Source organism: Paucibacter sp. KCTC 42545, from assembly GCF_001477625.1.
Classification (GTDB): Bacteria; Pseudomonadota; Gammaproteobacteria; order Burkholderiales; family Burkholderiaceae_C; genus Paucibacter_A.
Genome location: NZ_CP013692.1, coordinates 431514 through 448915, shown reverse-complemented (window position 1 = coordinate 448915; position 17402 = coordinate 431514). Strand labels below are relative to the sequence as shown.

Below are 17402 nucleotides of genomic sequence, written 5' to 3'. Positions count from 1 at the left end.
CCGGTTCTTCAGGCCGCCAGCCATGCCCGGCGCAGGGCGGTGACCCGCACAGCGGCCTTGTCCGCAGGGCTCAGCAGCACCGCCGCCCCTGCTACCTTGCTGGCAGCCGACAAGGCCGGCAGGTCCAGGCTCAGCTCCAGCACGCGTTGATCACGGGCGATCAGCAAGCGCAGCTTGAGCTGCTGCGGCGCCAAGCTCAGCAAGGCATCTTCCAGGCGACGCAAGCGCCAGCCATTGCAGGCCAGCAATTCATCACCCGGACTCAGACCCGCTTGCTGCGCGAGCGAATCGGCCAGCACCTGCTTGATCTGCACGCCGGCAACGGCCGATTCGCTGACCCGCAGTCCCAGGCGTTGGGCCAAGGTGGGCTTGTCACTGCTCCACTGCACGCCGAAGCGTTCCAGCAAGAAGGGCAAGGGCAGATCGCCGGTGCCATGCACCCAGTGGGCGGCTTCCCGACTCAGCTCTGGGCCACCCAAGTCGGCCAGCAGCGCCATGATCTGCGACTCATCGATGCCGCCACCCTGGCTTTGCTGCCACAGGCCGCGCATCAACGCATCCAGGCTGGAAACCGGCCCCGCGCCACCGCTGCCACTGCGCAGGCTCAGATCCAGCGCCAGCGCCAGCAAGGCACCCTTGCCGTAATAGCTGATGGTGGCGTTCGGCGTGTTTTCGTCCGGCCGGTAGTACTTGGTCCAGGCATCAAAGCTGGCTTGCGCCAGGCTCTGCACCATGCGCCCTGGCGTTGCCAGCACGCCGCTGACGGTGGCGGCCAGCAGCTTGAGGTAACGGGTCTCGTCGATCAGGCCGCTGCGCACCAGCATCAGGTCGTCGTAATAAGACGTGAAGCCCTCGAAGAACCACAGCAGCTCGGTGTAGTTCTCCTGCGCGTAGTCCAGGCGCATGAACTCAGCCGGCTTCATGCGCTTGACGTTCCAGGTGTGGAAATACTCGTGGCTGATCAAGCCCAGCAGTTGCACATAGCCATCGCTGGTTTCTGCTTGACCCAGACGCGGCAAATTGCGGCGCGGGGCGATCAGGGCCGTGCTGGCGCGATGTTCCAGCCCGCCGTAGCCTTCGTCCACGCAATTGAGCAAGAAGACATAACGCCCAAACGGCAGGGCTTCGACCCGCTTGGCCGCCGGGCCGTGCCAGAACTCGATCTGAGCCGCGCAGATTTTTTGCGCATCGCGCAAGAGCCGCTCACCGTCAAAGCCAGGCCATGCACCGCTGACCACCACGGCGTGCGTGGCGCCACCGGCCTCAAAGCTGCCCTGCCAGAACTGGCCCAGCTCGAAGGGGTGGTCCAGCAACTCGTCGTAATCGGCCGCCAGATAGCTGCCGGGCGCAGGATTGGGCATGGCGCTGGCGATCTGCCAGCCGGCGGGCAAGACGCCAAATTCGATGCCATGCGAAGCCTGCTCACGGCCATGGACCCGCAAGCACAAGCTGGTGCCGTTGAAGAAGCCGCGCTGCGCGTCCAGGAAGGCAGTGCGCACCGAGCTGTCAAAGGCATAGACCCGGTAACGCACAACCAGCGCCTGGCGGCCGCTGCAGCGCACCTGCCAGCGGCTTTTGTCGAGCTGTTCCACCGCCACGTCGCGGCTGCCTTGTGAGGCCTTCATGCCACTCAGGTGGCGGGCGAATTCGCGCAGCAAATAGCTGCCCGGAATCCAGCTCGGCAAGCTCAGCTCCTGCACCGCGGCGGGTGCGGGCACAGTCAGTGTGATGTCGAAGTAATGGGTGTGCGGCTGGGCCAGCTCGATGCGGTAGCTGATATCGGCCATGGTTCAGCTTCCCGCCGCGGCCAGGAAGCAGCACAGTGCCGCGACAGCGCTGAGGCGAAAGCGCAGGGTCAGCCAGCCCGCAGCACCCAGCAGGGGGTATAGGCGGCGGTCCACCAAATAACAGACGATCAGCATTGCGCCATGCAGGGCCAGGCCGGCATAGGGCGGCATCATCACGCCGACCCAAGCCACCGCGCTCGGCACGATGCCCCAAACAAAGGCACGCGGCATATCGACCGGCTGCACAAAGGCCAGGCCCCAGTAAATGCCACCCAAGAAGGTGATGATCAGACCGGCGTAGGTGGACAGGCCGACGCTCACGTAATAGTGCGCATCAAGATTGCGGCCACCGAACAACCACACCAGCAAGGCGCCGACGACAAAAGGCAACAAACCCAGATGGCCAAGGCGGTGGGCAAGTGGGTGCAAGGCCACGGTCTTCAGCGTGCTGGGCTGAACTTCGGCAGGAGGCATGGTCAAGGGATCCGTTTGCGGAGTAAGGGGCTGACGATCAAAGACGGCTGCGCCGCGAAGGCGCTCAAGCTAAAGCGCAGACTCAGGAAGACTTGCCCACGCTTTGCAGACGCTTTTCCAACTGGTCGGCGCTGATGGCCCCCGGCGCGCGGCTGCCGTCTTCAAAAATGATGGCCGGCGTGCCGTTGACATGATGGCGGCGCGACAGGGCCAGATTGCGCTCAATCGCGGCGTCATCGCAAGCACCCATGGGCTTGACCGGCGCCTTGCCGTCCAGCATCCAGGACTGCCAGCTGCTGGACGAATCTTTCGCGCACCAGATGGAGCGCGACTTTTCAGCCGAGTCGCCGCCCAAAATGGGGATCAGGAAGGTGTAGACGGTGACGTCCTTGACGTCTTGCAGGCTGCGCTCGAAGCGCTTGCAATAGCCGCAGTTGGGGTCGGCAAACACGGCGATGCGGCGCTTGCCATTGCCGCTCTTCCAGACGATGGCGTCTTTCAAGGGAAGCGAAGCGAAGTCGATGGCATTGATCTTGGCCAGGCGCTCTTCGGTCAGGTTCTTGCGGCTCTTCAAATCGATCAGCTCGCCTTCGATCCAGAAGCTGCCACTGGCATCGGTGTAGCGCAGCTCATTGCCGATGCGCACTTCCCACAGCCCGGCCATGGGGCTTTGGCGGACTTCTTCAATCTTGGGCAAACCCGTCAGGCGCTCGGCCAGGGCCTTGCGGATCACGGCTTCGTTGGCATTGGCCGCCAGAGGCAGCACGGCGGCGAGCAAGAGGCTCAACTTTAGGATCGAGGGGAACATGATTTAGGAGCCTTCAGCAAGAGCAAAAATGAGTCGTGCAATCGGGTGGTCGATCAGCCCAGCGCGCGGCCGATCAACCATTGTTTGAGGGGCGGCAAAGCGTTCAAAACGTTCATGCCGGTATTGCGCAAAGTGCGCAGTGGCGCCGCTTCACTAGCAAACATGCGCAGCAGGCCATCGGTCAATTCACCCATGGCAAAGGTGTCGGCCTGGCGCGCCCGCACATAGCGGCGCAGCAGCTTTTCATCACCCAACGCACGCCAGCTTTCGCGCTGGCGAATCACTTCGGCCAGCGCCGCCACATCGGCCAGGCCCAGATTCAGACCCTGGCCTGCCAAGGGGTGAACCAGATGCGCCGCGTCGCCGGCCAAGGCCCAGCCCGGCCCGATCAAGGGCTCAGCCCGCGCCAGGGCCAAGGGCCAGGCGCAGCGCTCACCAGCCAGACGCAAGGCGCCGGCCTCACCCTGGCTGGCTTCATTCAAAGCGGTTTCAAATTCGGCCCCACTGGCGGCCAGCAACTCAGCGGCACGCGCCTCGGGCAAAGACCAGACCAGGCCGTAAGACGCGCCCGGTGCGGGTTTGTCAATCGGCAGCAAGGCCAGGATGTCGGGCGAGCGGAACCACTGGCGCGCCACGCCTTGATGAGCTTGATCTGCCACTAGGCGCGCGGCAATCGCACGGTGGCCGTAAGCATGCTTTTCGAACTTGACGCCCAAATCGGCCCGCGCGGCGGAATCGCGCCCTTCGCACAGCACGGTCAGCTGCGCCGGCACGGCAGCGTTGACCATCTGCACATGCGGGGCGAACTTCAGGGCGGCGGCGAGTTGCTGCTCCAGCACGCCCGCGTCGACGATGAAGGCCAACTCGGCCACGCCCTGGCTCCAGCTGGAAAACTCCAGCAAGGCACCGGCGGCATCGCCCTTGATCTTCATATCGAAAACCGGGGTGACGGCGTCGGCCGGCATGGCATCCCATACCTTGAGTTCACGCAGCAAGCGCACCGAAGCGGCATTGAGCGCATAGCTGCGCACATCCTCGCGTTGGGCTTGGCTGGCTTCGGCGCTGCCCAACAGGGCGACGCGCAAGCCCTGCGCGCTCAACGCCAGAGCCAGGCTGCGACCCACGCAGCCGCTTCCACGAACCAAGACCTCACAGTTTTGCATCCGGGCATTGTAGGCAGGCTTGTGTGAATCGTTTGACAGCGGCGGGCGCTGCGCGGCTGCAGGCGACTAAAATCCCATCTTTGCGTCAAGCACTCCAAAGCCAGAAAGTCATCCATGAGTCTCAAATGCGGCATCGTTGGCCTGCCCAATGTCGGCAAGTCCACCCTCTTCAACGCGCTGACCAAGGCCGGTATCGCCGCTGAGAACTATCCGTTCTGCACCATCGAGCCCAATGTGGGCGTGGTCGAGCTGCCCGACCCGCGCCTGGACGCGCTGGCCGAAATCGTCAAGCCCGAACGCATCCTGCCCGCGGTGGTGGAGTTTGTGGACATCGCCGGCTTGGTGGCTGGCGCCTCCAAGGGCGAAGGCCTGGGCAATAAATTCCTCTCGCACATCCGCGAAACCGACGCCATCGTCAATGTGGTGCGCTGCTTTGAAGACGGCAATGTGGTGCACGTCAACGGCAAGGTGGACCCGATCTCCGACATCGAGGTGATCCAGACCGAACTCTGCCTGGCCGATATGGGCACGGTAGAAAAGAGCCTGCACCGCTACAACAAGGTGGCCCGCGCGGGCGATAAGGAAGCCATCGCCCTGGTCAAGGTGCTTGAGAAGTGCGAAGCCGCGCTGAACGAAGCCAAGCCGGTGCGCACGATTGATTTCAGCAAGGAAGAGCTGGTGCTGCTCAAGCCCCTGTGCCTGATCACCGCCAAGCCGGCCATGTTCGTGGCCAATGTCTCGGAAGATGGTTTCGAGAACAACCCCTTCCTGGACCGCCTGAAGGAATACGCCGCCGCCCAGAACGGCCCCGTGGTGGCCATCTGCGCCAAGACGGAAGCCGAGCTGAGCGAGATGGAAGACGAGGACCGCAAGATGTTCTTGGCCGAGATGGGCCAGGATGAGCCGGGCCTGAACCGCCTGATCCGCGCCGGCTTCAGCCTGCTGGGCTTGCAAACCTATTTCACCGCTGGCGTGAAGGAAGTACGCGCCTGGACCATCCACAAGGGCGACACCGGCCCGCAAGCCGCCGGCGTGATCCACACCGACTTTGAACGCGGCTATATCCGCGCCCAGACCATCGCCTATGAAGACTTCATCACCTACAAGGGTGAGCAAGGCGCCAAAGACGCCGGCAAGATGCGCGCCGAAGGCAAGGAATACGTCGTCAAGGACGGCGACGTGCTGAACTTCTTGTTCAACGTCTAAGCCTTATCGACTGAGCATCAAGGGCTGAGTCTCAAACTCAGCCCTTTTTTTGCGCCCTTTTACATTGACCGCTTCAAGAGCTGAGCCAAGGCCGGCCCCAGGGCCGGATAGCGAAAGCGAAAGCCCTGCGCCAGGGCCCGCTGAGGCACGGCGCGCTGGCCGCCCAGCAGCAAGACCGACATTTCGCCCAGCGCCATCCGCAGCGCCCAGGCCGGTGCCGGCAATACCGCAGGCCGCTTCAGCACCGCCGCCAAGGCCTGCGTGAAATCGGCATTGCGCGCCGGCTCTGGCGCACAGGCGTTGAAGGCGCCCCGGCATTCGGTGTGATTGAGCAAGAAATCAATCAGCGCAATTTCATCGTCGAGATGAATCCACGGCATCCACTGCTGGCCGCTGCCCAGGCGGCCACCCAGCCCTAAGCTAAAGGGCAGACGCAGGCGCGCCAGCATGCCGCCACTCGCGGCCAGGACCGGCGCGGTGCGCAGCAGCACGACGCGAATGCCTTGCGGCTCGGCCTGCTGGGCCGCTTGCTCCCAGGCTTGGCACAACTGAGCACCAAAATCGGCCGAACCCGGCGGGCTGCTTTCATCGAGCTGGCGCTCGCCCCTATCGCCATACCAACCCACGGCCGAGCCGGAGATCAAGACCTCCGGCTTGTGCGCCAACTGGGCCAGATAGGCCACCAACTCCTGCGTTAAATCAACCCGGCTGCGCCACAGGATCTGGCGCCGTGCGGCGGTCCAGGGCCGATCAGCAATCGGCGCGCCGGCCAAATTGACGACAGCGTCCAGCGGCCCGGCGTCCGCCAACTCATGCAAATGCGCAATGCCACGGGCACCGCTGCACAAGGCAGGCACCCGCTCAGGCTGCCGGCTCCAGACAATCACTTCGTGCCCGGCCGAGCGCCAGTGGCTGCACAGGGCCCGGCCAATCAGGCCGGTGCCGCCCGTCATCAGAATGCGCATATGGGGATGTCCTTTGTATGCCTCAATGCAAGCACGGCCTTTGCGCGCCTCAAGGCGCCGGGTCCTGGCGCGTCTGCGAAACCCAAATCAGATCCGACGTTTCGACCCCGAGCGCCTTGGCCCGTGCCGTGATGGCCTCGCGCTGCGCCGGATCCAGCACTTTGTCACGCGACAGAATCCAGCAATAGCTGAAGTCAGGGCCCAGCACCAAGGCCCAGCGGTAGTCGGGATCCAAGGCGGCGACGTGATAGCCGCCGTAGAACGGGCCAAAGAAAGACACTTTGAGTGAGCCGGTGGTCGGCTCACCAATGAATAAAGCCCGGCCCACCGCCTCACGCCATTGGCCGGTTGCAACATCAAAGCCCCGGTTCAGCACCCGCACACTGCCATCGGTTTGGGCGCTGTAAGTGGCGGACACATCCGTCATGCCGCGCTCAAAGCGGTGATCCAGGCGCGCCACCTCAAACCAGCGGCCCTGGTAGCGCGCCAAATCAAAGGGCTGGACGGCGGTGACGCCGGGCGGCGGGCTGGTGGACATACAGCCCGCCAAGACACCCATACCGGCAAGTGCCAGCGCCAAGGCGCCACTGCGCAATGCACGCCCGCGTGAGCGCGCAGGCCCTTGCGGCGCGGTGTTTCCAAGGATGTCGATAGGCACAGGGATATTCCTTTAAGGAGTCTGAGGCATACACGCCAGCAGGGTTTGTGCGCACCAGCAATATGCGCCGAATTGAGGCTGACGCGAGCGCCCAACATCTAAAGTGCAAACAAGCGCACCAAGCGAGGCTTTTGCGCTTGTCAATGATCAAGCCAGGCCAGACAGCCTACGCATCCTGTGCGAACATTGCCGGGCGGACTGGCTAAGGGCCTACGAAAGAATAGCCCTTTGGGAGGCGAAAAAAGTGCCCGCTCACCTCTTTGTGCATCTCGCTGATACCTGCCCGCGCGAACACCGAACTTTTCCGGGCTAGATCGCAGGATGCGCAAGGACAAGATTTGCGAAAATAGCAGCGGTTGATTCAGCAAACGAATCAACCCGTCCGATTTACCTGACTCAGACCTCGACACCCTACATGAGCGCCTCCACCGATCTGGTCCCCCAATCCGGCTCCCAAGCTCTGCAAACCACAGGGCAAGCCCGGGCCGATAGCAAGCAGTTCCTGACCTTTCGCGTTGGCGAAGAGGAATACGGCATGGACATCCTGCGCGTGCAGGAGATCCGTTCCTACGAAGCCCCGACCCGCGTCGCCAATGCGCCCCAATTCATCAAGGGCGTGACCAATCTGCGCGGTGTGATCGTCCCCATCGTCGATTTGCGCATGCGCCTGGGCCAAAGCGCCGAGTACACCAGCTTCACCGTCACCATCGTCCTCAACGTTTGCCAGCGCATCGTCGGCATCGTGGTGGATTCGGTGTCCGATGTGCTGGAACTGACGGCTGATCAGATCAAGCCCCGCCCCGAGGTGGCCGCGGCGCTGGACGCCCGCTTCATCACCGGTCTGGGCAAGATCGGCGAGCGCATGCTGATCCTGCTGGACATTGATGCCATGGTGGCCAGCCCCGATTTCGGGCTGATCGACTAAAGCCGCGGCTGGCGAATCCCGCTTGCTACGGGGGTCGGGCCCAGTTGGCCCACCCGTCCGCCGAGCCCGAGAATCGCCCTGCCCTGCGCACAATTCATACACAAATCGCCCACGCCCTTACCATTGGCACTCTCTTTCGTAGAGTGCTAATATGGAATTCATCGAACCACTCAAGTTCGTAATGCGAAGGACGTAATGATGACAATGTTGACCCCTGCTGCTGCACTGACCGTCCGTGACCCCTGGTCACTGGTACCGTCGCTCGGCAATCTGGACGCCTACATTTCCGCCGTGAACCGCCTGCCCCTGCTGACCCCGGAAGAGGAAAGCTCGGCCGCTCGTCGCCTGCGCGATAGCGGTGATCTTGAGGCCGCCGGCCGCTTGGTGCTCTCGCATCTGCGCTTGGTGGTGTCCATTTCGCGCCAGTACATGGGCTACGGCCTGCCGCAAGGCGATCTGATTCAAGAAGGCAATGTCGGCCTGATGAAGGCCGTCAAGCGCTACGACCCGGATCAGGGCGTGCGCTTGGTCAGCTACGCCATGCACTGGATCAAGGCTGAGATTCACGAATACGTGCTGCGCAACTGGCGCATGGTCAAGGTCGCCACGACCAAGGCACAGCGCAAGCTTTTCTTCAATCTGCGCTCGATGAAGCACAGCATGAAGGAAGAGCAAAGCGACGACCTGACCCACCGCATGAGCCTGACCGAGGCGCAGTTGGATCATGTGGCCAAGGAATTGAACGTCAAGCGCGAAGAAGTGCTGGAGATGGAAACCCGCATGTCCGGCGGTGACGTGGCCCTGGAGCCGCTGACCGACGACGACGGTGAAGCCTACGCCCCCATCGCCTATCTGGCCGATGAGACGCAAGAACCGACCCGCGTCCTCGAAGCACAGGCGCGCGACTCGCTCGCCAGCGACGGCATCAACCGCGCCCTGGAGGCCCTGGACGAGCGCAGCCGCCGCATCGTGGAAGAGCGCTGGCTCAAGGTCAACGACGACTCCACCGGCGGCATGACCCTGCATGAACTGGCCGCCGAGTACGGCGTCAGCGCCGAGCGGATTCGCCAGATCGAGGTTGCCGCGATGAAGAAGATGCGCAAGACCCTCACGCCGGCCTGAGTCGGCTAGGCCGGGCCTCACGAGGCTCACACAAAAAAGCCCCTGCGGATTCGCCGGGGCTTTTTTTCGTCTGGCCCTGGCTCAACTCAGGGCGACACAGTTCGACTTACGGGCGCTCGGCCAGCAAGAGCTTGATGTCATCGGCCAAGGCCTGCGCGCCCGAGCCGTAGCGGGAGAACACCCGCACGCGGCCCTGGGGGTCAAAGATGAAGCTGGCCGCCGTGTGGTCCATGGTGTAGCTCTCTGGCGTCTTGCCGGGCACCTTGGCGTAGAAGACCTTGAATTCCTTGGCCACGGCCTTGGTTTGCTCTTCGCTACCGCGCAGAGCCACAAATGTCGGGTCAAAGCTATTCAGATAGGCCTTGAGCAGCGGCGCGGTGTCGCGCTCGGGATCCACGGTGACGAAGATGCCCTGCACTTTTTCGCCATCCTGGCCCAGCATGCGTTTGACTTCCGCCAATTCGGCCAGCGTGGTGGGGCAAACATCTGGGCATTGGGTGTAGCCGAAGAAGACCACCACCACCTTGCCCTTGAACTCGGCCAGGGAGCGGCTGCGGCCGTCTTGGTCGCTCAGACTGATGCTGCGCGCGTACTCCGCGCCCGTCAGATCCACCCCCTTGAACGCCGGCTTCGCGGAGCCGCCAAACCCGAGCTGATCACAGCCCGCCAAACCTAGGCTCAAGCCCAACACGAGGGCCGCAGCCCAGCCAATCGATCGTCTCTTCGTCATCATCATTCAACGCGTCCAGGGCAAGAGGTAATGGTCCACCAGCAGGGCCGCAAACAGCAGGGACAAATGCAGGATGGAGAACCGGAAAGTGGCGCGCGCCAACTCATCGGAATACTGACGCCAGAGTTGCCAGGCATAGGTACAAAAGCCTAGGCCCAGCGCCAGCGCGCTGACCAGATAAATCCAGCCACTCATGCCGGTCAAGAAGGGGAGCAAGGTGGCGGCCAGCAAGATCCAGGTATAGAGAAAGATCTGCAAACGCGTGTACTCGGAGCCATGCGTCACCGGCAGCATGGGCAGGCCGGCCTTGCGATATTCCTCGGTGCGATACAAAGCGAGCGCCCAAAAATGTGGCGGCGTCCACAGGAAGATGATCAGGCACAGCAGCATGGCCTCAGGCCCCACCTCACCGCGCAGCGCGGCCCAGCCCAAGACTGGAGGCATGGCGCCGGAGGCGCCACCGATGACGATGTTCTGCGGCGTCATGGGCTTGAGCACCACGGTGTAGATGACGGCGTAGCCAATGAAGGTGGCGAAGGTCAGCCACATGGTCAAGGGGTTGACCCAGAACCACAGAATCGCCATGCCCAGGCCGCACAGCACGGCCGAGAAGCTCAGCGTTTGTGCGCGGCTGAGCTGGCCCTTGGCGGTAGCCCGCCAAGCGGTGCGCTTCATCTTGGCGTCGATTTGCTGCTCGATCAGGCAATTGAAGGCCGCTGCTGCTCCAGCCACCAGCCAGATGCCCACCGTGGCGGCCAGGATGGCGCCCCACTGTGCGCCCGCCGGCAAACCCGGAATCGCCAGCGCCATGCCAATGACCGCGCAGAACACGATCAGCTGCACCACGCGCGGCTTGGTCAGCTGGTAATACTGCTGCCAGCGCGAGCTGGGGGCCGGGGACGCGGCCGGGACGGAAGGATTGGATGACATAGGACTCTAAAAACGACAACGACAAGGACAGCGACAGTGCACTTCAAGCGGCCGGCAATGCGGCCCGGCCTTGGCAGATTTGGGCCAATAAAAAACTCATGATCATTAGCAGCATGGCAGCACCCGCGGTGTGCGCAAGCGCGGCGACGATGGGCCAGTCCAACACCACATTCGACAAGCCGCTGACGAACTGCCAAGCCGCTGCCCACAGCAATCGCTGCGCCCACAAGCGGCCGCTCGGCTGCGGCGCACGCCACAAGGCCCAGGCGAACAGTAACAGCAGCGTGAAAACCAGCAAGGCGCCCAGGCGGTGCGTCATGTGAATGGCGGTCAGCGCCTCAAACGGCAGCCAGCCACCATCGGCGCCCACGCCCAACTCACGCCAGATCGTAAAACCATGCGTGAAGTCCATCGCCGGCCACCACTGGCCCGCTTGGCAGCTGGGGAACTCCGAACAGGCCAGCACCGCGTAATTGGTGCTCACCCAAGCACCCAGCGCCACTTGCACAATCAACAAGACGAGCAAGCCCCAAGCCGCGCGGCGCAGGCCGGGGCTCAACGGCAAGGGCTTGGGCTCATAGGCCTGAGCCTGCCAAGCCAAGAGCATCAACAAGCCCATGCCACCCAATAAATGCAGGGTGACGATGGCGGGAAACAGCTTCATCGTCACCGTCAGCGCACCGAATGCGCCCTGCATGCAGACCCAGAACAGCGTCAGCGTGCTCCACCAAGGCGAGACCAGCTTAGCCGCTGCCTGCGTTTTCCGCGCCAGCCGCCAACTCGACACGCACAGCACCAGAATCAGCACACCAACCGCGCTGGCCAGGTAACGGTGAATCATCTCCACCCAGGCTTTGCCGTGGGTGACTGGGCCGGTGGGCATGGCGGCCTGGGCGGCGGCGATATCGGCATGCGCGCCAATCGGGCTGCCTTGGCCATAACAGCCTGGCCAATCGGGGCAGCCCAGGCCGGAGTCGGTCAGGCGGGTGAAGGCGCCAAAAATGATCAGATCAAAGGTCAGAAACAGCGTCAGCACCGTCAAGGCGCGCAAGCGTGCCGTCGGCGTCGCCGCCGTCGAGCGCAGACGCAGCCACAGCAGTGGGCCGGCCGCCAGGGCAGCACCCAGGGCGGCCAGCTGGGCCAAGGCAATCCAGTCGTCGTGATTCATACGCGCATCAACGGCCGGGCTTGTCCCAGCCCGCATTGGCCTTGAGCAAGCGGTTCAGGTCGCCCTTGACCTTGCTGGGGTCGGGCTGCACGGGGGAGCGCCACATCCAACGGCCCATCGGGTCGATGATGAAAAGATGGTCATTGAGGCCTTGGCCGGCGCCGGCTTTCAAAAAGGCATCGAGCTGTGCCCGCGGCGCACGCAGAATCGTCACCGGAATGCCGGTGGTCAGCGCCTGCTGCAGCTCGGGGCGCAGGGGGGCGTCATCGGCGATCAGCAAGAGCTTGTCGACCTTGTCGCGCTCCTTGCCCATCATTTCGCGCAACTGGCGCTGCATGAACAGCAGGTCTTCGCAGACCTTGTTGCAGTCGGCGTTTTGCACCAGGGTCAGCAGCCACTGGCCTTTCAGGCTTTCCACGCTGACCGGTTGGCCGGCCAAATCGCGCAGGCTCAGCTGGGCTGGCAAATCCACCGTCGGCACGATCAGCTCACCATAGGCACGGCCTTGCGGCTTGATGACGTAGAAGGTGAAGTAGGACGCGATGACAGGCGCCGCACAGGCCGCCAGAACCAGCAACATGCGCAGGCGGCCACTGCGTAGCTGCGCGGCGTTGACCTGGCTCGGATCGGGCAGGCTATGCACACTCAGATTGAGCGGCTCACTGCTCATGGCTGGATGGGCGCTGTGCGCGGGCGGGACGGATGAATTGGAACCAGACATAAAGACCCAGGAGCAGCGCCGAAAGCGCAAACCATTGAAAGGCGTAACCGTAATGTTTTTGCAGCCCCAGATCGGGTGCCGCCCAATCACGCGGCATCTCATCCGCGAGTTTGGGCCCTGTTTGCAGCACGGTCAGGGGCAGCAACTCTTGCTTTGTTTCTTGCGCATAAGCCGCCGCATCGAGATTTTGCCGGATCGCGCCGCTGTGCGCCGCGCTGAACTCATACACACGTGACGGTGCCAGGGCCAATCGCCCCTGCACTTCAACCTCGCCCTCGCTGAGTTCTGCGGCTGGCAACTGCGGCAGCTGGCTGCGCTCCAGCGCATTGCGCGGCAGCCAGCCGCGTTGCACCAGAATGGCCTCGCTACGCCCTTGCAAGCGCAGCGGCGTGACGATGAAAAAGCCCACCCGTCCGGCCATCGGCCGGTTGTCCAAAAATACGGTTTGCGCGTGCAGCCAATGGCCGCGCAGCAGCACCGGCAGGTGCACTTGGGCGGCCGCATCCTCGGGTTTGCGGCTCAAGCCCTGTGCGCTCAGCGGCGCTTGCAGCGCACGCGAGTTGATGGACTGCTGCAGCGCCAGCTTCTGGGCCGCACGATCCAGCTGCCAGAAGCCCAGGCTGGCGGTCAGACCAATGCCGGCCACGGCCAGCAGGCCCAGCAAGAGGCGACGCAGGCTTGGCTTCATGACGAAGCTCCTCGCACATTGGCTTGCGCCTTCGCGTGCTTGTGGCCCAGCGCATAATCGGCAGCCATGAAATTCGTCTTCCTGCTCGCCTTCATCGGCATCCTCGGCGCACTGGGTGCAGCCGGCTTGTTCATGCTCAAGAACGGTAAGTCTGCAGACCAGCAAGACGACAGCAGCCAGCGCAGTTCCAGAATGGCACGTGCCCTGGCCCTGCGGGTGGGTTTGTCGGTGGCCTTGTTCCTGTTCATCTTGCTGAGCTATCTGATGGGATGGATTGAGCCGACGGGGCTGCCGCTGCAGCGGTGATCAATGAGCGACGAGCCTGAAGCCCAGGCACCGTCTGACAAGTAAAAAGCGCCGCTAGCGCGGCGCTTGAATGCGGCGGATGAATCCTTACATCCAGTACACGATCACGTACAGGCCCAACCACACCACGTCCACAAAGTGCCAGTACCAGGCCGCGCCTTCGAAGCCGAAGTGGCGGTCCTTAGTGAAATGGCCTTTTTGCAGACGCAGGGTGATGAACAGCAGCATCAGCATGCCCACGAAAACGTGGAAGCCGTGGAAGCCGGTCAGCATGAAGAAGGTGGAGCCGAAGATGCCGGAGCTGAGCTTGAGGTTCAGCTCGGCGTAGGCGTGGTGATACTCATAGCCCTGCACGCACAAGAAGGTGATGCCAAGCAACACCGTCATCCACATGAAGGCAATCGTCCTGGCACGGTTGCCAGCGATCAAGGCGTGGTGAGCCACTGTCAGCGTCAGGCCGGAGGTCAAAAGCAGCGCCGTGTTGATGGTCGGCAGCGGCCAAGGGCCCATGGTGGCAAAGGGTTCCACCGTACCGGCTGGCGAGGCAGTGAAGCCGGCCGCAGCACTTGGCCAGATGGCCTTGAAATCGGGCCACAGCAGATTGTTCTCCAGGCTGCCCAGCACCGGCACCGAGTGCACACGGGCCCAGTACAGCGCGCCGAAGAAGGCAGCGAAGAACATCACTTCGGAGAAGATGAACCAGCCCATGCTCCAGCGGAAGGACAGGTCGATGCGGTCGCTGTACTGGCCGCTCTCGCTTTCGGCGATGGCTTCAGCAAACCACTGCTTCAGCACCACGGCGAACCACAGCAGGCCGAAGGCCAGCGAGTACTTGCCCCAGTCATGGTCATTGATCCACTGCCCTGCACCCAGGATCACGAAGAACAGACCGATGGCGGCCATCACCGGATGCCGTGAAGGCCCGGGTACGAAGTAATAAGGGGCTTTGCCCGTGGAAGTCGCTGCCGACATTTTTCTTCTCCTCGAACTAGATTTCAGTCCAGATTCACAAGCTTGAATTTCACGACCTGCTTACTGGCCACTGGCCACGCCGCTGCCAATGACCCATTGAACCAGCAGCACCAGCGCCAATACGAACAACAGCGCAGCAATCACTCCAGCGATGATCACATGCACGGGGTTGAGCCGCGCCACATCTTTCTCGTACTCGGCGCCACGACGCACGCCGAAAAATGACCAAGCCACTGCCTGCATCGTCCGCAGAAAAGACAGCGGGCGCTTGGTCACATCCTTCTCGTCCTTCACTTCACTCGAACCTTGATCCGCGCTCACAGCTGCACCTTGGCCGCAGGCACTGCGGCGACCGGCGCCGGCGGCGTGCCCGGCAACTTCTTCTGTCCCTTGCCCGCCACCTCGAAGAAGGTGTAGGACAAGGTGATGGTCTTCACATCCTTGGGCAGCTTGGGGTCGATCACAAAGACCACCGGCCATTGCTTCTTCTCACCCGGCTGCAAGGTGTATTCGTTGAAACAAAAACACTCCAGCTTGTTGAAATGCGCCGTCGCTTGCTTGGGCGCATAGCTGGGAATGGCTTGCGCCGACATGACCCGGTTCTGCACGTTCTGGAATTCGTACATCACGGTGACCAACTCGCCCGGATGCACGGTCAAGTTAGACACCGCGGGCTTGAATTCCCAAGGGCCGCGGGCATTGGCATCAAACTCCACCGAGATGGAGCGGCTGCGGTCGACCTGCGTGTTCTTCACATCCTCGGCGCGCACCGCATGCTGGCGCTCCGCCAAGGACAGAACATTAATGCCCAAGGCCGTGCACACCGCTTTGTAGAGCGGCACCAAGGCATAGCCGAAGCCAAACATCAGTGCCGTCACCACCACCAGCTTGGCGACCAAGTGCAGGTTGTCCCTGCGCAGCGCGCTTGCCAGTGACCAGGTCTTATCAGCCATAGCGCCGGTTCAGAAGCCGAGAACGGCGATCTTGGTCATGAAGCCGACAAAGAACACCACCGCCACCGAGGCCAGGATCAGGGCCAGGCGCTTATTGCTTTTGCGCTGCTCAGGGCTCTGTGCCATGGTCTTAGCCGATCACTTTGTTGGCGGCGGCATTGAGCTTGGGCGGCTCTTCAAACGTGTGGAAGGGCGCCGGCGACGGCACTTCCCACTCCAGACCTTCAGCACCCTTGCCATCGGCGTCATTCCAGGGACGCTGAGGCGCCTTGGCACCCTTGCCGCGCATCATCGGGATGACCACGAACAAGAAGAAGTAGACCTGCATCAGACCGAACCAGAAGGCGCCCACCGAGGCGATCATATTGAAGTCGGTGAACTGGATCGGGTAGTCGGCATAGCGACGCGGCATGCCGGCCAAGCCCAGGAAGTGCATGGGGAAGAAGGTGACGTTGAAGGCAATCAGCGAACCCCAGAAGTGGATCTTGCCGCGCGTCTCATTGAACATCACACCGGTCCACTTCGGCGCCCAGTAGTAGTAACCGGCGAACAAAGCGTACAGCGAGCCGGCCACCAGCACATAGTGGAAGTGGGCGACGACGTAGTAGGTGTCTTGGATCTGGATGTCGATCGGCGCCATCGCGCAGATCAGGCCGGTGAATCCACCCATGGTGAACACGAAGATGAAGCCCACTGCCCACAGCATCGGCACTTCAAAGGTCATGGAACCGCGCCACATCGTGGCCAGCCAGTTGAAGATCTTCACGCCCGTGGGCACGGCGATCAGCATGGTGGCGTACATGAAGAAGAGCTGACCCGTCACCGGCATGCCAGTGGCGAACATGTGGTGAGCCCACACGATGAAGGACAGGATGGCAATCGAAGCCGTGGCGTACACCATGGAGGCGTAGCCGAACAGGCGCTTGCGAGCAAAAGCCGGCACGATCTGGCTGACGATGCCGAAAGCCGGCAAGATCATGATGTAGACCTCGGGGTGACCGAAGAACCAGAAGATGTGCTGGTACATCACCGGGTCACCGCCGCCGGCGGGGCTGAAGAAGCTGGTGCCGAAATGACGGTCAGTCAGCGTCATGGTGATGGCGCCAGCCAGCACGGGCATGACGGCGATCAGCAGATAAGCCGTGATCAGCCAGGTCCAGGCAAACATCGGCATCTTCATCAAGGTCATGCCAGGCGCGCGCATGTTCAGGATGGTGACGATGATGTTGATCGAACCCATGATGGACGAAGCACCCATGATGTGCATGGCGAAAATGCCAGCGTCCATCGAGGGGCCCATCTGCAGGGTCAGCGGCGCATACAGCGTCCAGCCGGCAGCGGGTGCGCCGCCAGGCATGAAGAAAGACGCCACCAGCATGACGGCGGCCGGAATCAACAGCCAGAAGCTGAAGTTATTCATGCGCGCAAAGGCCATGTCCGATGCACCGATCTGCAGCGGAATCATCCAGTTCGCAAAGCCCACAAAGGCCGGCATGATGGCGCCGAACACCATGATCAGGCCGTGCATGGTGGTGAACTGGTTGAACAGTTCCGGATTGAAGAACTGCAAGCCCGGCTGGAACAACTCGGCGCGGATGCACAGCGCCAAAATGCCGCCCACCATCAGCATGGTGAAGGAGAACAGCAGGTAGAGCGTCCCGATGTCTTTGTGATTGGTGGCGAAAACCCAGCGCCGCCAGCCGGTGGGGGCATGGTGGTCGTGGTGGTCGTCGTGGCCATGACTGGCGTGACCGTGGTTGTCGAGCACTGCACTCATTTACTTTTCCTTTGCTAGACGTTCATCTAGTCAGTTGGGGACAGAGCTA

General features: G+C 62.5%; 20 protein-coding genes. 4 read left to right on the top strand and 16 right to left on the bottom strand.

Annotated elements, in window-relative coordinates:
• Positions 1-8 precede the first annotated feature (8 nt).
• The 4 genes from AT984_RS02025 to AT984_RS02010 form a co-directional block, all read right to left on the bottom strand.
• The gene (locus AT984_RS02025; protein ID WP_058718681.1) at positions 9-1787 is read right to left on the bottom strand and encodes a M61 family metallopeptidase; all 1779 of its coding nucleotides are present in this window, start codon (positions 1785-1787) and stop codon (positions 9-11) included.
• A 3-nt stretch (positions 1788-1790) separates the two neighbouring features.
• On the bottom strand, positions 1791-2261 hold the full coding sequence (locus AT984_RS02020) for a DUF3429 domain-containing protein (protein ID WP_058722021.1): 471 nt from the start codon (positions 2259-2261) through the stop codon (positions 1791-1793).
• 82 nt (positions 2262-2343) lie between these two features.
• Positions 2344-3069: a DsbC family protein gene (locus tag AT984_RS02015; RefSeq protein WP_058718680.1), complete on the bottom strand. Its 726-nt coding sequence runs from the start codon at positions 3067-3069 to the stop codon at positions 2344-2346.
• A 53-nt stretch (positions 3070-3122) separates the two neighbouring features.
• Positions 3123-4232, bottom strand: a complete 1110-nt coding sequence (locus tag AT984_RS02010) for an FAD-dependent monooxygenase (RefSeq protein WP_058718679.1) — start codon at positions 4230-4232, stop codon at positions 3123-3125.
• 114 nt (positions 4233-4346) lie between these two features.
• Here AT984_RS02010 and ychF point away from each other — a divergent pair, with 114 nt between their 5' ends.
• Entirely contained in the window at positions 4347-5438 is a 1092-nt protein-coding gene (gene ychF, locus AT984_RS02005; protein ID WP_058718678.1) for a redox-regulated ATPase YchF, read from the top strand.
• 59 nt (positions 5439-5497) lie between these two features.
• On the opposite strand, the gene AT984_RS02000 is transcribed toward ychF, so the two are convergent.
• A complete protein-coding gene (locus tag AT984_RS02000; RefSeq protein ID WP_058718677.1) occupies positions 5498-6403 on the bottom strand; it encodes a TIGR01777 family oxidoreductase in 906 nt (301 codons plus the stop codon).
• 49 nt (positions 6404-6452) lie between these two features.
• A complete protein-coding gene (locus tag AT984_RS01995; protein ID WP_082679709.1) occupies positions 6453-6962 on the bottom strand; it encodes a lipocalin family protein in 510 nt (169 codons plus the stop codon).
• Between the two features lie 514 nt (positions 6963-7476).
• Between AT984_RS01995 and AT984_RS01990 the strand changes: the two genes are divergently transcribed.
• Both AT984_RS01990 and rpoH read left to right on the top strand, forming a co-directional pair.
• A complete protein-coding gene (locus tag AT984_RS01990; protein ID WP_058718676.1) occupies positions 7477-7986 on the top strand; it encodes a chemotaxis protein CheW in 510 nt (169 codons plus the stop codon).
• A gap of 195 nt (positions 7987-8181) precedes the next feature.
• Positions 8182-9108, top strand: coding sequence for an RNA polymerase sigma factor RpoH (gene rpoH, locus AT984_RS01985; RefSeq protein ID WP_058718675.1), 927 nt, complete (start codon positions 8182-8184; stop codon positions 9106-9108).
• A gap of 106 nt (positions 9109-9214) precedes the next feature.
• Here rpoH and AT984_RS01980 read toward each other — a convergent pair whose 3' ends face one another.
• The 5 genes from AT984_RS01980 to AT984_RS01960 are packed head-to-tail and all read right to left on the bottom strand — an operon-like array spanning position 9215 to position 13345.
• A complete protein-coding gene (locus AT984_RS01980) occupies positions 9215-9844 on the bottom strand; it encodes an SCO family protein (protein WP_058718674.1) in 630 nt (209 codons plus the stop codon).
• Complete coding sequence (cyoE, locus tag AT984_RS01975) at positions 9845-10768, bottom strand: heme o synthase (RefSeq protein WP_058718673.1); 924 nt, start codon at positions 10766-10768, stop codon at positions 9845-9847.
• Positions 10769-10811: 43 nt separating this feature from the next.
• On the bottom strand, positions 10812-11936 hold the full coding sequence (locus tag AT984_RS01970) for a COX15/CtaA family protein (RefSeq protein WP_082679708.1): 1125 nt from the start codon (positions 11934-11936) through the stop codon (positions 10812-10814).
• Positions 11937-11943: 7 nt separating this feature from the next.
• Positions 11944-12606, bottom strand: a complete 663-nt coding sequence (locus tag AT984_RS01965) for an SCO family protein (RefSeq protein WP_231741502.1) — start codon at positions 12604-12606, stop codon at positions 11944-11946.
• On the bottom strand, positions 12596-13345 hold the full coding sequence (locus AT984_RS01960) for an SURF1 family protein (RefSeq protein WP_058718671.1): 750 nt from the start codon (positions 13343-13345) through the stop codon (positions 12596-12598). Before AT984_RS01960 ends, AT984_RS01965 begins: the two co-directional genes overlap by 11 nt.
• 66 nt (positions 13346-13411) lie before the next feature.
• On the opposite strand from AT984_RS01960, the gene AT984_RS01955 reads away from it, so the two are divergent.
• Complete coding sequence (locus tag AT984_RS01955; RefSeq protein WP_058718670.1) at positions 13412-13651, top strand: DUF2909 domain-containing protein; 240 nt, start codon at positions 13412-13414, stop codon at positions 13649-13651.
• Positions 13652-13738: 87 nt separating this feature from the next.
• On the opposite strand, the gene AT984_RS01950 is transcribed toward AT984_RS01955, so the two are convergent.
• The 5 genes from AT984_RS01950 to ctaD all read right to left on the bottom strand — a co-directional run bounded on the left by AT984_RS01950 (position 13739) and on the right by ctaD (position 17353).
• Entirely contained in the window at positions 13739-14623 is an 885-nt protein-coding gene (locus tag AT984_RS01950; protein WP_058718669.1) for a cytochrome c oxidase subunit 3, read from the bottom strand.
• Positions 14624-14683: 60 nt separating this feature from the next.
• A complete protein-coding gene (locus AT984_RS01945; RefSeq protein WP_058722018.1) occupies positions 14684-14866 on the bottom strand; it encodes a DUF2970 domain-containing protein in 183 nt (60 codons plus the stop codon).
• Between the two features lie 74 nt (positions 14867-14940).
• A complete protein-coding gene (locus AT984_RS01940; RefSeq protein WP_058718668.1) occupies positions 14941-15576 on the bottom strand; it encodes a cytochrome c oxidase assembly protein in 636 nt (211 codons plus the stop codon).
• A gap of 9 nt (positions 15577-15585) precedes the next feature.
• A complete protein-coding gene (locus AT984_RS23380) occupies positions 15586-15702 on the bottom strand; it encodes a cytochrome oxidase small assembly protein (RefSeq protein WP_231741501.1) in 117 nt (38 codons plus the stop codon).
• A 4-nt stretch (positions 15703-15706) separates the two neighbouring features.
• Positions 15707-17353 (bottom strand): cytochrome c oxidase subunit I, encoded by a 1647-nt coding sequence (gene ctaD, locus AT984_RS01935; RefSeq protein ID WP_058718667.1) that lies wholly within the window; start codon positions 17351-17353, stop codon positions 15707-15709.
• Between the last annotated feature and the right edge of the window lie 49 nt (positions 17354-17402).